This is a genomic window from Paracoccus sp. PAR01 (genome assembly GCF_014851995.1).
Lineage (GTDB): Bacteria > Pseudomonadota > Alphaproteobacteria > Rhodobacterales > Rhodobacteraceae > Paracoccus > Paracoccus litorisediminis.
On record NZ_JACVAW010000010.1, the window covers coordinates 62,152 to 75,023 of the forward strand.

Below are 12,872 nucleotides of genomic sequence, written 5' to 3' on the forward strand. Positions count from 1 at the left end.
GATCGAATATCAAGGCGGGCGCCGCGGCGACATCAAGACCGGATGGGTCGCCATCGCAGAGGAAGCAGGAATGCCGGACGTGACCCCGCACACCCTGCCGCACACCGCGATTACGTGGGCCATGTAGCACGGGGCGAAGGCTTGGGATGCGGCCAGTTACTTCGGGGCGTCAATCCAGACCACTGAAACCGTGTATGGGCACCATCATCCAGAAGCGCAGGCATCGGTTCGCAATGCCATGGATCAGCACCAAATTGTGCGCACAATCTGTGCGGAAGCCGACACCTAAAGGCCGGTCGCACGACTAACTGATTGATTTAATGGCGCACCCGACACGATTCGAACGTGTGGCCTTTGCCTTCGGAGGGCAACGCTCTATCCAGCTGAGCTACGGGTGCAACGCTTGGGCTGCATAGCCGCTAATTCGCGGCCATGCAATGGGGGTCAGGCAAAAAGCTCGCGGCAAAGTCCAAGGCCGTCGACCAATGCGTCGACCTCGGCGCGAGTGTTGTAAAGCGCGAAGCTGGCGCGGGCCGTGGCGCTGACGCCGAAGAAATCCATCAGCGGCATGGCGCAATGGGAACCGGCCCGGACCGCGATTCCACGCTTGTCGAGGATGGTCGAGATATCATGCGCATGCGCCCCCTCCATCGTCATAGAAAAGATCGCGCCCTTGTCAGCGGCATCGCCCTGCACGTTCAGCCAGTTCAGGCTGCGCAGGCGTTCACGGGCGTAGTCGCGCAGGTCGTGTTCATGCGCGGCGACATTGTCCATGCCAAGGCCCATCAGGTATTCCAGCGCCGCGCCAAGACCGATCTGGTTGACGATGCCGGGGGTTCCGGCCTCGAAGCGCAGGGGCGGGTCGGCATAATCGACGCTGTCGCGGGTGACGGTGCGAATCATGTCGCCGCCGCCCATGAAGGGCCGCATCTCGGCCTGCCGCTCGCGCTTGATCCAGATCGCACCGGACCCCGAGGGGCCGTAAAGCTTGTGCCCGGTGATGCAGTAGAAATCGACACCAAGGCTGGCCACGTCGACCGGCATATGGACCGAAGCCTGACTGCCATCGACCAGAACCGGCACATCCGTCCCGCGTCCGATCGCGCCGACATCGACCACCGTGCCGGTCACGTTCGACATATGGGTGATGGCGATCAGCTTGGTTTTTGGCCCCACCGCAGCCAGCACCTTTTCGGGCGGCAGGCTGCCATCCGGTTCCGGCTCAACCCATTTCAGCACGACGCCCTGACGCTCGCGCAGGAAATGCCAGGGCACGATATTGGCGTGATGCTCCAGCACGGACACCACGATCTCATCCCCGGCCTGCAGACGTGGCGCGGCCCAGCCATAGGACACAAGGTTGATCCCCTCGGTCGAGCCAGAGGTGAAGATGACCTCATCTTCATGCGGCGCGTTCAGGAAGCGGGCGATGATCGAACGGACGCGCTCGTAATTCTCGGTCGCCAGGTTCGACAGGAAATGCAGTCCGCGATGGACGTTCGCATATTCCGCCTCATAGGCGCGGGTGATGGCCTCGATCACCACGGTCGGCTTCTGGGCCGAGGCACCATTGTCCAGATAGACCAAGGGGCGCCCGTTTACCTGCCGCGACAGGATCGGGAAATCGGCGCGGATCTTGTCGACATCGAAGCTCATGGCGAGACCTCCGGAAGGATTCCAAATGCGGCGGCCAGGATCGACAGGATCGTCGCCACCAGAAAGACGCCGCCGATAAAGCCAAGCGCGACCTTGGGCGTGCTGGTGAAACCATGCAACGCCTTGGTCAGGGCAATGGTCAGATAGATCGACAGGCCGAATGCGACCAGCGACATCAGCGTCGCTGTGGGCGGGACCAGCAGCATCAGGACAAGTTGCACGGCCTGAAGCCCGACAAGGATCAGCTCGACCCAAGCAACAAGAACCAGCGCGTCGGCGAATTCGCCCTTGCCGCCAAAGGCGCGCCCGATCACCGTCACCGCGACGGCCGACAGCACCATGGCGGCGAATTGCAGACCGGCCAGCGTCAGCGGGACCGACAGGATCGCCGAAAGCGGGTCCGAGGCGATCGGCGGAAACATCTGCCGCGCAATGCCAGCCAGCAGGCTGGACAGACAGGCCGCCAGCAACGCGATCATCCAACGCTCGGCCATGCCGAAGTCCAGATCGCGCAGCAGGCGCACCGCGCGCTCGGGGGTCCGCAGGGTCAGGACCACCAAATCGCCTAGTTCACCGAATTTCATTCCGTCCTCGTCAATGCGCCCAGTCCGGCGCCCCATATCACGAGAAAGCCCAGACCCGCCACCGCCCGTGTCAGCGTCAGCGCGGCCCCCGGCCCGATCAGCCCGGCGGTCAGGCCCGCAAGCAGCATCGCGGGCGAGACCGCAAGCAGCGCCCAGAACAGCGCCAGCCGCGAATCCTGCCCATCGATCGGCCGGGGCGTCAGCCGGGACAGGATGGATACCAGTGCTGCCAGACCGTAGGCCAGCAGCGGCATCATGAACATTACCGCAAGAAGCGCCCCGCCCATCCGTGCCTGCAACGGCACCGAGGGGTCCAGATGCGCATCCCGCGCATGCTGCGGCGCCTGCGCGATCAGAAAGACCAGCATGGCTGACATCAGGATCGCGATCAGCGCCCGGTCGGGCAGACCGCGCAGGGAGTTCACCACCCTGCCCGGCGCCCGCCAGCTTTCGATGATCCGCGGGACAAGACCGGCGCGGGTCATCGCAGGTCTCAGGCCGAAGCGCGGCTGGTCAGCCACTCGTCCAGACGGGTCAGGATGTCGCCGCGCAGGCGGTCATCCTCGATCTCATCCAGCGCATCGGCCAGGAAGGACAGCACCAGCAGAACCACCGCCTGTTCCTTCGGAACCCCGCGCGAGCGCAGGTAGAACATCGCGGTTTCATCCAGCGCGCCAGTGGTCGAGCCATGCGAACATTTCACGTCATCCGCATAGATTTCCAGTTCCGGCTTGGCGAGGAACTGGCTGCCCTCGTCCAGCAGAAGGCCTTGGCTGATCTGGTAGCCATCGGTCTTTTGCGCGCCCGGCTTCACCAGGATCTTGCCCTGGAAGATGCCATGAGCGCCGTTCTTCAACACCTTCTTATAGACCTGGCGGCTTTCGCAGCGCTCGGCGGCATGAGTGATGAAGACGGTGTCGTCATGGTGGAAGCGGCCTTCGCCGCCATCGCCCAGCACGGCTGCCGCGATATGGGCCACCGCGTCATCGCCGACGATCTCGATCACGCCTTCATTGCGCATCATGCTGCCATTCACGGACAGCGTGAAGGATTTGAACAGCGCGCCTTCGCCCACGCGGGCAAAGACATGGCCGATACCAACCTTGGCGTCATCCGCACGCTTGCTGGCGATGTGGTGGAAACGCGCCTCGCGGCCCAGTTCAACTTCCATCGCGACGTTCGAACGCGCGCCGATGCCACCGGTTTCCAGCAGGGTCAGCTCCGAGCCTTCCTCAAGCCGGACGACATGGTGGACGGTGACGTCGGCATCCAGCGCCACGCGGCGATACATCACATGCACCGGACGCGAGACCTTACCGGTGACGCGGATCAGCACGCCATCGACCGCCGCCAGCGTGTTCAGCACGGCGAAGGGACGCTTCACCGGCTTCTGACCCGAGGCTTCCAGCTTACCATAAAGGTCAGCCGCCCAATGATCGCCCGCCGCATCGGCAGCGGCCAGCGTCGTGATCTCAAGCCCCTCGCCTTCCAGCGCATCCGAGGACGAGGCGTCGAAACGTCCGTCGACAAAGACCAGCTTCAGGCGGTCGATTCCGCCGAACAGGGTCGATTCACGGTCGGTATAGGCCAGCGCATCGGCCGTCGGCGCGTTGAAGGGCGCCGGATCGGTATAGCGCCAGTATTCGTCGCGCGCACCGGGCAGGCCCATCGCCTCAAGCCGGGCCGCCGCATCCGCGCGGGCTGCGCGGGTGAAGCCACCGGTGGGCAGGTCCAGTTCCGCCAGACGGGCTGCAAGCGCCGTCCCGGCGGGACGTGCCTTGGCCGCAACCGTCTGGGCGGCAAGAACAGCCGTATCCGCCATTAGCCGACCTCCGCCAGAAGATCGCCATAGCCATTCTTCTCGACTTCCAGCGCCAGTTCCGGACCGCCGGTCTTGATGATGCGGCCATTCGACATGATGTGGACGACATCCGGTTTGATGTGGTCCAGCAGGCGCTGGTAGTGGGTGATGACAAGGAAGCTGCGCTCGGGCGAACGCAGGGCGTTCACGCCTTCGGCCACCAGACGCATCGCATCGACGTCCAGACCCGAGTCCGTTTCGTCAAGGATGCACATCTTGGGTTCCAGCATCGCCATCTGCAGGATCTCGTTGCGCTTCTTTTCGCCGCCCGAGAAGCCGACATTGACCGGACGCTTCAGCATCTCGGCGTCGATCTGCAGGGTCTTGGCTTTTTCGCGGACCAGTTTCAGGAACTCGCCCGAGGACAGTTCTTCCTCGCCGCGCGCCTTGCGCTGAGCGTTCACCGCGGTGCGCAGGAAGGTCAGGTTGCCGACGCCGGGGATCTCGACCGGGTATTGGAAGGCAAGGAACAGGCCCGCTGCGGCGCGCTCTTCCGGCTCCATGTCCAGCAGGTCGTGATCGTAAAGGCTGGCCTCGCCCTCGGTCACTTCGTAGCCGTCGCGGCCCGACAGGACATAGGACAGCGTGGATTTACCCGAGCCGTTCGGGCCCATGATTGCATGGACTTCGCCCGCAGGGACGGTCAGGTCGACGCCCTTGAGGATCTGCTTGTCCTCGTCCTCAAGTTTGACGTGCAGGTTCTTGATGTTCAGCATTATTCTTACCTCAGTCGATGGTGTGGCGGTGCCGGGCCCCGACACCATCAGAATGGATTTCAGGGCGGCCATGCCGTCCTGCGAAGCATTTGCCGCGCTCAAGCCCTTGGCTGGCGCGGCAGCGGATCAACCCACGGACCCTTCCAGCGAGATCGCGACCAGCGATTGCGCTTCCATGGCGAATTCCATCGGAAGTGCCTGAAGGACCTCGCGGCAGAAACCGTTCACGACCAGCGCCACGGCCTCTTCCTCGTCCATGCCGCGGGCGCGGCAATAGAACAGCTGGTCGTCATCGACCTTGCTGGTGGTGGCCTCATGCTCGACACGGGACGAGGTGTTCTTGACCTCGATATAGGGCACGGTATGGGCGCCGCACTGATCGCCGATCAGCAGGCTGTCGCATTGCGTGTAGTTGCGGCTGTTGGTTGCCTTGGGGTGCATCGACACCAGACCGCGATAGGTATTCTGCGCCTTACCGGCGGAAATCCCTTTGGAAACAATGCGCGAGCGGGTGTTCTTGCCAAGATGGATCATCTTGGTCCCGGTATCGGCCTGCTGCATGTTGTTGGCGATGGCGATCGAGTAGAACTCGCCTTGGGATTCCTCGCCGCGCAGGATGCAGGACGGGTATTTCCAGGTGATGGCCGAGCCGGTCTCGACCTGCGTCCACATGACCTTCGCCCGCGCCTCGCGGCAATCCGCGCGCTTGGTGACGAAGTTGTAGATGCCGCCTTTGCCTTCCTCGTCGCCGGGGAACCAGTTCTGGACGGTCGAGTATTTGACCTCGGCATCTTCCAGAATGACGATTTCGACGACGGCAGCGTGCAGCTGGGCCACGTCGCGCTTGGGCGCGGTGCAGCCTTCAAGGTAGCTGACATAGCTGCCCTTGTCGGCGATGATCAGCGTGCGCTCGAACTGGCCGGTGTTTTCCGCGTTGATGCGGAAATAGGTCGACAGTTCCATCGGGCAACGGGTGCCCGGCGGGATGTAGACGAAGGACCCGTCCGAGAAGACGGCCGAGTTCAGCGTCGCAAAGAAGTTGTCCGATTGCGGCACGACCGAGCCGAGGTATTTCTTGACCAGTTCGGGATGCTCGCGGATCGCTTCCGAGATCGAGCAGAAGATGACGCCGGCTTTCGCCAGTTCATCCTTGAAGGTGGTGCCCACGGAAACCGAGTCGAAGACCGCGTCCACGGCGACCTTGCGGCCTTCTGCCGGGGTGTCGCCCGAACCTTCGATGCCCGCGAGGATCATCTGTTCCTTCAGCGGGATGCCCAGCTTTTCGTAGGTGGCCAGCAGTTTGGGATCGACCTCGTCCAAGGACTTCGGCTTCACTTCCATGCTTTTCGGACGAGCGTAGTAATACTGGTCCTGATAGTTGATCTCAGGATAGTTCAGCATCGCCCATTTGGGTTCGGTCATGGTCTGCCAGCGGCGGAATGCCTGAAGGCGCCACTCGGTCATCCATTCCGGTTCTTCGTTCTTGGCCGAGATCAGCCGGACGATGTCCTCATTGACGCCTTTCGGCGCGTATTCCATCTCGATCTCGGTGTCCCAGCCGTATTTGTAGGACCCCATGTTCTGGACGGTCTCGACGGTCTCGCGGTCTACGCCCTCGCGCACCTCGATTGCATCGCTGATCTGTTCAGCCATCTCAAACCCTTCCTGCGGTTGCCCGCGCTTCGTTCCTTTGCCGCCAGCGCTCATATGCCGCCAGCCAGGCTTCTGCAAAACGCATGACGTCCCGATGGTCCGTGGTCGGCCCGATCGAGACGCGGATTGCATCGCCCGCCCATTCCGTCGCGATCCCCATGGAAGTCAGCACATTGCTGGGCCGCACTTTGCCCGAGGAACAGGCCGATCCCGCCGAAACGGCAAAACCGGCAAGATCCATCTGCATCACCTGGGTCTCTCCGCGCCAACCTGGCGTCAGGACAGACAATGTGTTCGGCAGGCGGCGGGATTCGCGTCCGGGGAATGTAACCATTTCTGCGCCGGATTCCAGTGCGGTCATCAGCGAATCGCGGATGCCTGACACTTTTTCTGCGATACCTTGATCCAGATCATTCTGCGCCGCTTTTGCTGCGGCGGCAAATCCCATGATGCCAATCAGGTTTTCAGTCCCGGCGCGGCGGCCTTGTTCCTGCCCGCCGCCCTTCAGCCGCGCCTGTACATCCGTGCCGCGCTTGACAACCAACGCCCCGATGCCGCGCGGCCCGCCCAGCTTGTGTGCGCTGACGAAGCCAGCATCGATTCCCAGCCAGTTGAAGGCGAAGGGTATCTTGCCAAAGGCTTGCGTCAGGTCGCTGACCGCCAGCCCCTGCGGCAGGTCCTGAATGACGCCGGTTTCAGGGTTGGCCAGTTGCAGCGCCGCCCGCGACGGGTCGGGGACGGCGACCTTGCCGTTGCGGTCCACCTCAAGCTCGGCGCGGCACCATGCCAGCACCGCAGCATGTTCGGCTGGCGCACAGGCCAGATCGCGACCCTGCAAGATCAGCGCAGCGGATTCCGTCGCCCCCGAGGTAAAGATCACATCCGCACCTTCGGCCCCCAGCGCGGATGCGACATCTTCACGCGCCCGCTCGAGGGCCGATTTCGCCGCCCGACCTTCGGCATGGACCGAGGAAGGGTTGCCGACGATCTCGGTCGCAGCCAGCATCGCGGCCCGCGCCTCGGGGCGCAAAGGTGCGGTTGCGTTCCAGTCCAGATAAACCCGCTCGGTCATGCGTCCACCTCTGATCCGTAAAGCACCGGCCCGGTCAGTGCGTCGGCGATGCGCTCGGCCAGACGGCGCGCGACATCGGTCTTGTCCATGCGCGGCCATTCCTCGGCGCCATCGTCACTGATCAGCGTCACCGCGTTTTCACTGCCGCCCATGATGCCGGTTTCCGGGCTGACATCATTGGCGACGATCCAATCCGCGCCCTTGCGCAGGCGTTTGGCCGTGGCATGGGCGATCACGTCATCCGTCTCGGCGGCAAAGCCCACGACCAGACCGGGGCGCGACTCCTCAAGCCGGGAAAGCCACGCCAGAATATCCGGGTTCTCGGCAAATTCCAGCACCGGAGGCAGGCCCGAGCCATCCTTCTTGATCTTGCTGTCCTGGGCATTGACCACCTGCCAATCGGCCACTGCCGCCGCCATCACAGCGGCATCGGCGGGCAAGGCAGCCTCGACCGCGTCGCGCATCTGGCGGGCGGTCTGGACGCGGATCACCTGAACACCCGCTGGCGGCGGCACATCCGCCGGACCGGTGACAAAGCTGACCCTTGCCCCCAGATCGCGCAAGGCGCCGGCGATCGCCGTCCCCTGCGCACCGCTCGAACGGTTGGCAATGTAGCGCACCGGGTCGATCGGCTCATGCGTCGGCCCCGAGGTCACGATCACATGCCGCCCCGCCAGACGGTGGCCCTCGGGTCCGGTCACCACCGCCTCAAGCGGCAGGCGCAGCGGCCTCTCGCGCCCCAGCATGGCGCGGATCGCCTCAAGGATCGCTTCGGGCTCGGCCATGCGGCCCGGACCGTATTCGCCGCAGGCCATGTCGCCCTCATCCGGGCCGACAAAATTGACGCCGTCGCTTTCCAGAATGTCGCGGTTGCGCTGGGTTGCCGGATGCAGCCACATGCGAACGTTCATCGCGGGCGCAACCAGCACCGGCTTATCGGTCGCCAGCAGCAGCGTCGAGGCCAGATCATCCGCCATCCCCGCCGCCATCCGCGCCATCAGATCCGCCGTGGCCGGGGCCACCACAACCAGATCGGCGCTGCGCGACAGCTGGATATGGCCCATCTCGGATTCGCGGGTCAGATCGAACAGCTGCGTGTGGCAGGGCTGATCGGCCAAAGCCGACAGCGTCAGAGGCGTCACGAATTCCGCGCCTGCGCGGGTCAGCACGGGCACGACCTCGATCCCCTCGCGCCGCATCTGGCGGATCAGCTCGGGTATCTTGAACGCGGCAATTCCGCCGGCAACGATCAGCAGGACGCGGCTGTCCGGCATATGGCACCCCCTGAAACTTGGTCTTGCCCTGCACATAGGGCGAATGGCCCCTCGCGGCAAGGAATCCTGCCGGATTAACCTTTGGTTAAACACGTTGGGTTAACCCCGAATGGCGGTGAAGGTTTCGGGGACGGGCATGGTCGCGATTGCGCATACGGTGGCCTTCGAAGGGGTCGAGGCACGACCGGTCGAGGTGCAATGCTCGGTCTCGCCGGGAATGCCGGGATTTGGCATCGTCGGTCTGCCGGACAAATCGGTCAGCGAGGCCCGCGAAAGGGTGCGGGCAGCCTTTGCCGCGCTGTCGATCGCCATGCCCTCGCGCAGGGTGACGGTGAACATGTCCCCCGCCAACCTGCCCAAAGAGGGTTCGCATTTCGACCTGCCCATCGCGCTGGCCGTTCTGGCGGCGTTGGAAATCGTCCCGGTCGAGGCGCTGGACGGGCTGTTGTCGCTGGGCGAACTGGGGCTGGACGGGCGTTTGGCCCCGGTGACCGGCGCGCTGCCCGCCGCCATGGCCGCCGCCGAGGCCGATCGGACCCTGATGGTCCCTCGCGCCTGCGGTGGCGAGGCCGCATGGGTCGGCGCGGTTCCGGTCTTTGCCCCACGCACCCTGCGGGACGCGGTGGATCATCTGACCGACCGCGCGCCCCTGCCCCGCGCCGCGCCGGGAGAAGCGCATGACCGCGAGATTTTCGATGACCTGTCCGAGGTCAAGGGCCAAGAACGCGCCCGCCGCGCCATTGAGATCGCCGCAGCCGGACGCCACCACCTGCTGATGGTGGGACCTCCCGGCGCGACCAAAACCATGCTGGCCCGCCGCATTCCCGGCATCCTGCCACCCTTGACCCCACAAGAGGCGTTGGAAACCTCGGTGGTCCACTCGGTCGCAGGGCTGCTGAAGAACGGCAGCATCTCGCGTGAGGCACCGTTCTGTCAGCCCCATCATACCGCCTCGATGGCGGCGATCGTGGGCGGCGGCAGGCAGGCTGGGCCGGGACAGGTCAGTCTGGCCCATAACGGCGTGCTGTTCATGGATGAACTGCCCGAATTCGAGCGCCGGGTGATCGACGCGCTGCGCGAACCGATTGAAACCGGGGAAATCCATGTCTCGCGCGCCAATGCCCATATCCGCTACCCGGCGCGCTTCCTGCTGGTGGCGGCGGCTAATCCCTGTCGTTGCGGTTATCTGGCCGATCCAGCGCAAGCCTGCGCGCGCGCGCCGGTCTGTGGGGGCGATTACATGGCAAGGATATCGGGCCCGATGATGGACCGCTTCGACATGCGGATGGAGGTGCCGCAGATCACGCTTGAGGAAATCCAGATGCCGGGAAAGGGCGAAAGCTCGGCTCAGGTCGGCGCACGTGTCGCCGCCGCCCGGGTGCTGCAAAACCAGCGCTTCGCCACCGATCCCAAGGCCCGGGTCAATGCCGACGCATCGGGCCGGTTGCTTGAGGAAATCGCGCCACTCGATGCCGAATGCCGCGATCTGTTTTCACGCGCTGCCGCGCGGTTCGGGATGACGCCACGCGGCTATCATCGCATCCTGCGGGTGGCACGGACCATCGCCGATCTGGATGCCTCAGCCGAGATACGCGCACCGCATCTGGCCGAGGCGCTGTCCTTCCGGCTGGTTTTCGGCAGCCCGGACTGATCAGCCGCGCGCGGCCAAGCGTCCCTCGATTGCGTCCCAGATCAATGCAGCTGCATTGATGCCGTCGAAACGCTCAAGCTCCTGAATGCCGGTGGGCGAGGTCACGTTGATCTCGGTCAGCCAGCCGTCGATCACGTCGATGCCGGTGAAGATCAGGCCCTTTTCGCGCAGGACCGGGCCGATGATTGCGCAGATTTCATGCTCGCGCTCGGTCAGGCCGATTTTTTCCGGGCGACCGCCGACATGCATGTTCGAGCGCGCCTCACCGGCGGCAGGAACGCGGTTGATCGCACCGACAGGCTCGCCATCGACAAGAATGATGCGCTTGTCGCCCTTGACCACGGCGGGCAGGAATTTCTGCACGATGATCGGTTCGCGGTTGAGACCCGAGAAGGTCTCGACCAGCGACGAAAGGTTCGGATCGTTCGGTCGCAGGTGAAAGATCCCCGCGCCGCCATTGCCGTAAAGCGGCTTCACGATGATGTCGCCATGCCGGGCGCGGAAGGATCGGATCTGCTCCAGATCACGGGTGATCAGCGTCGGCGGGGTCAGGTCCGGGAAGTCCAGAACCAGCAGTTTTTCCGGGCAGTTGCGGACCCAGAACGGATCGTTCACGACCAGCGGGTTCGGATGAACACGCTCAAGCAAGTGGGTATTGGTGATGTAGCCCATGTCAAAGGGCGGGTCCTGACGCAGCCAGACCACGTCGAATTCTTCCAGATCGACCTCGGCCCAATCGCCGAAGGTGACATGGTTGCCCTGCTCGCGCCGCAAGGTCACCGGACGCCCTTTGGCGATCACGCGTCCCTCGACATAGCTCAGCTTGTCGGCGGTATACTGGAAAAGCCGGTGGCCGCGCGCTTCGGCCTCAAGCCCCAGCCGGAAGGTGCTGTCCCCCGCGATCGAGACATGTTCGATCGGGTCCATCTGGAGGGCGACGTAAAGGTTCATGCAATCAGCTCCGGCACAGTTCAGCCGGAGTTTTCGCCTGACCGCGTCCGCTTTGCAAGCGCCCGCCCTTAGTCCATCGCGAATGCGTTCTCGATGATCTCGACACGCCCGACCTGATCGACCAGCGCCGCATCGAAACGCATCGGCGTTTGCATGCCCGAGGCCAGTCCCGCACAGAACTCCAACGCGGCCCGGCAAATCCTGTCGATCTGGCGGTGATCGATGCGTTGGGCTGCCACCGCATGGGCAGCGGCGGCCTTGACCTCGACAAAAACGAATTCATCGTCGCGGCGCAGGATCAGGTCGATCTCTCCCGAAGGGCCGCGCCAGCGGGTTTCGATCAGCGCATATCCCCGGCTCAGGTAGTCGCGGCAGACGGAATCCTCGCCCATCCGGCCTGACGCATAGGCGGTTTCGCCCTTGGCCCGCCGCGATTGCGGGACGTTGACGCCCGTCTTAGCCATCGCGCTCTCTCTTCAACTCCAACGCCAGTGCATAGACCTCGCGGCGAGGTTGCCCGAAACGCGCTGCGACCTGTCCCGCCGCTTCCTTGACCGGCATGTCATCCAGCAGCGCAGACAGGGCGGCGCGCAGGTCGGATTCGGTCGCGACCTTGATTTCGGGATGCCCGAACAGCACCACGACCTCGCCTTTCAACCCCTCGTCGGGGATGCGTTCCAGCAGTTCCGCGGCGGTTCCGCGCATGACTTCCTCGAATTTCTTGGTCAGCTCGCGGCAGATCACCGTGGCCCGATTCGCCTCAATCTCGCACAAATTCTCCAACAATTGCCTAACGCGCCTCGGGCTTTCAAAGGTGATGACCGTGGCCTCGATCCCGGCCCAGCTTTCGATCCATTTCCGGCGGGCGGCCGCAGTCGCTGGGGGAAAGCCCACGAACAGAAAACGGTCGCTGGGCAGCCCCGACACCGAAAGCGCGGCCAAAGCCGCCGAAGGGCCGGGCAGCGCGCGGACGGTATATCCCGCCTCGGCCACATCACGGGCCAGGCGGTAGCCCGGATCGGCTACCAAAGGCGTGCCAGCGTCAGACGAATAAGCCACCGACAACCCGTTTTCGAGCGCCTGCAGGATCGCGGGCCGCGCGCGGTCGGCATTGTGGTCGTGATAGGCGATCATCCGTCGGCCGCGCAGCTGGATGCCGTGGATATCCAGCAAATGGCGCAGGTTTCGCGTGTCCTCGGCCGCCAGAACATCGGCCGTGTTCAACACGTCCAGCGCCCGCAACGTGATATCGCGGGCCGATCCGATGGGTGTGGCGACCAGATGCAGTCCCGGCTCGGGTGCCCGGTCGGATACGGTCAGTGAAATCGCGCGTGCCGGAGTTCCGGCCCCCTGCCCGTTCTCGTTCATGGTCAACCCTTTCCGATTGGTTCTGCCGGTGTTCCGGCACGTTGCCAACTTCCCGATATGACAATAACCTGTGCAGGTTAAGACCC

The 12,872-nt window shown here is 64.1% G+C and carries 12 protein-coding genes and 1 tRNA gene; 1 reads left to right on the top strand and 12 read right to left on the bottom strand.

Annotation, left to right across the window (positions count from 1 at the left end; translation table 11 throughout):
- Positions 1-321: 321 nt before the first annotated feature.
- From IB235_RS15640 to coaBC, 9 genes are all read right to left on the bottom strand, one after another.
- A tRNA-Arg gene (locus IB235_RS15640) sits at positions 322-398 on the bottom strand.
- A 46-nt stretch (positions 399-444) separates the two neighbouring features.
- Positions 445-1,656, bottom strand: a complete 1,212-nt coding sequence (locus IB235_RS15645; protein ID WP_192337469.1) for a cysteine desulfurase — start codon at positions 1,654-1,656, stop codon at positions 445-447.
- Positions 1,653-2,240 carry a YIP1 family protein gene (locus tag IB235_RS15650; RefSeq protein ID WP_155040903.1) on the bottom strand — a complete coding sequence of 196 codons (588 nt, stop codon included), beginning with the start codon at positions 2,238-2,240 and terminating at the stop codon, positions 1,653-1,655. The genes IB235_RS15645 and IB235_RS15650 overlap by 4 nt, the downstream gene beginning before the upstream one ends.
- On the bottom strand, positions 2,237-2,725 hold the full coding sequence (locus IB235_RS15655; protein WP_155040902.1) for a hypothetical protein: 489 nt from the start codon (positions 2,723-2,725) through the stop codon (positions 2,237-2,239). Before IB235_RS15655 ends, IB235_RS15650 begins: the two co-directional genes overlap by 4 nt.
- An 8-nt stretch (positions 2,726-2,733) precedes the next feature.
- On the bottom strand, positions 2,734-4,062 hold the full coding sequence (locus tag IB235_RS15660; protein ID WP_192337470.1) for a SufD family Fe-S cluster assembly protein: 1,329 nt from the start codon (positions 4,060-4,062) through the stop codon (positions 2,734-2,736).
- Entirely contained in the window at positions 4,062-4,817 is a 756-nt protein-coding gene (gene sufC / locus IB235_RS15665) for a Fe-S cluster assembly ATPase SufC (protein ID WP_155040900.1), read from the bottom strand. The genes IB235_RS15660 and sufC overlap by 1 nt, the downstream gene beginning before the upstream one ends.
- Before the next feature lie 126 nt (positions 4,818-4,943).
- Complete coding sequence (gene sufB, locus IB235_RS15670) at positions 4,944-6,470, bottom strand: Fe-S cluster assembly protein SufB (protein ID WP_155040899.1); 1,527 nt, start codon at positions 6,468-6,470, stop codon at positions 4,944-4,946.
- A gap of 1 nt (position 6,471) precedes the next feature.
- Positions 6,472-7,542, bottom strand: coding sequence for a cysteine desulfurase family protein (locus tag IB235_RS15675; RefSeq protein WP_155040898.1), 1,071 nt, complete (start codon positions 7,540-7,542; stop codon positions 6,472-6,474).
- Positions 7,539-8,816 (bottom strand): bifunctional phosphopantothenoylcysteine decarboxylase/phosphopantothenate--cysteine ligase CoaBC, encoded by a 1,278-nt coding sequence (coaBC, locus tag IB235_RS15680; protein ID WP_192337471.1) that lies wholly within the window; start codon positions 8,814-8,816, stop codon positions 7,539-7,541. Before coaBC ends, IB235_RS15675 begins: the two co-directional genes overlap by 4 nt.
- Before the next feature lie 136 nt (positions 8,817-8,952).
- On the opposite strand from coaBC, the gene IB235_RS15685 reads away from it, so the two are divergent.
- Positions 8,953-10,467: a YifB family Mg chelatase-like AAA ATPase gene (locus tag IB235_RS15685; RefSeq protein WP_192337518.1), complete on the top strand. Its 1,515-nt coding sequence runs from the start codon at positions 8,953-8,955 to the stop codon at positions 10,465-10,467.
- Here IB235_RS15685 and gshB read toward each other — a convergent pair whose 3' ends face one another.
- The 3 genes from gshB to rsmI all read right to left on the bottom strand — a co-directional run bounded on the left by gshB (position 10,468) and on the right by rsmI (position 12,786).
- Complete coding sequence (gene gshB, locus IB235_RS15690) at positions 10,468-11,418, bottom strand: glutathione synthase (RefSeq protein ID WP_192337472.1); 951 nt, start codon at positions 11,416-11,418, stop codon at positions 10,468-10,470.
- A 68-nt stretch (positions 11,419-11,486) separates the two neighbouring features.
- Positions 11,487-11,882 (bottom strand): YraN family protein, encoded by a 396-nt coding sequence (locus tag IB235_RS15695; RefSeq protein ID WP_192337473.1) that lies wholly within the window; start codon positions 11,880-11,882, stop codon positions 11,487-11,489.
- A complete protein-coding gene (gene rsmI, locus IB235_RS15700; protein WP_192337474.1) occupies positions 11,875-12,786 on the bottom strand; it encodes a 16S rRNA (cytidine(1402)-2'-O)-methyltransferase in 912 nt (303 codons plus the stop codon). The genes IB235_RS15695 and rsmI overlap by 8 nt, the downstream gene beginning before the upstream one ends.
- Between the last annotated feature and the right edge of the window lie 86 nt (positions 12,787-12,872).

What these genes read in the sequence shown, in the direction of transcription:
- gshB (WP_192337472.1), bottom strand. Translation starts at nt 11,418, where the DNA reads ATGAACCTTTACGTCGCCCTCCAGATGGACCCGATCGAACATGTCTCG.
- IB235_RS15650 (WP_155040903.1), bottom strand. Translation starts at nt 2,240, where the DNA reads ATGAAATTCGGTGAACTAGGCGATTTGGTGGTCCTGACCCTGCGGACC.
- IB235_RS15675 (WP_155040898.1), bottom strand. Translation starts at nt 7,542, where the DNA reads ATGACCGAGCGGGTTTATCTGGACTGGAACGCAACCGCACCTTTGCGC.
- IB235_RS15655 (WP_155040902.1), bottom strand. Translation starts at nt 2,725, where the DNA reads ATGACCCGCGCCGGTCTTGTCCCGCGGATCATCGAAAGCTGGCGGGCG.
- IB235_RS15685 (WP_192337518.1), top strand. Translation starts at nt 8,953, where the DNA reads ATGGTCGCGATTGCGCATACGGTGGCCTTCGAAGGGGTCGAGGCACGA.
- IB235_RS15695 (WP_192337473.1), bottom strand. Translation starts at nt 11,882, where the DNA reads ATGGCTAAGACGGGCGTCAACGTCCCGCAATCGCGGCGGGCCAAGGGC.
- coaBC (WP_192337471.1), bottom strand. Translation starts at nt 8,816, where the DNA reads ATGCCGGACAGCCGCGTCCTGCTGATCGTTGCCGGCGGAATTGCCGCG.
- IB235_RS15645 (WP_192337469.1), bottom strand. Translation starts at nt 1,656, where the DNA reads ATGAGCTTCGATGTCGACAAGATCCGCGCCGATTTCCCGATCCTGTCG.
- sufC (WP_155040900.1), bottom strand. Translation starts at nt 4,817, where the DNA reads ATGCTGAACATCAAGAACCTGCACGTCAAACTTGAGGACGAGGACAAG.
- IB235_RS15660 (WP_192337470.1), bottom strand. Translation starts at nt 4,062, where the DNA reads ATGGCGGATACGGCTGTTCTTGCCGCCCAGACGGTTGCGGCCAAGGCA.
- sufB (WP_155040899.1), bottom strand. Translation starts at nt 6,470, where the DNA reads ATGGCTGAACAGATCAGCGATGCAATCGAGGTGCGCGAGGGCGTAGAC.
- rsmI (WP_192337474.1), bottom strand. Translation starts at nt 12,786, where the DNA reads ATGAACGAGAACGGGCAGGGGGCCGGAACTCCGGCACGCGCGATTTCA.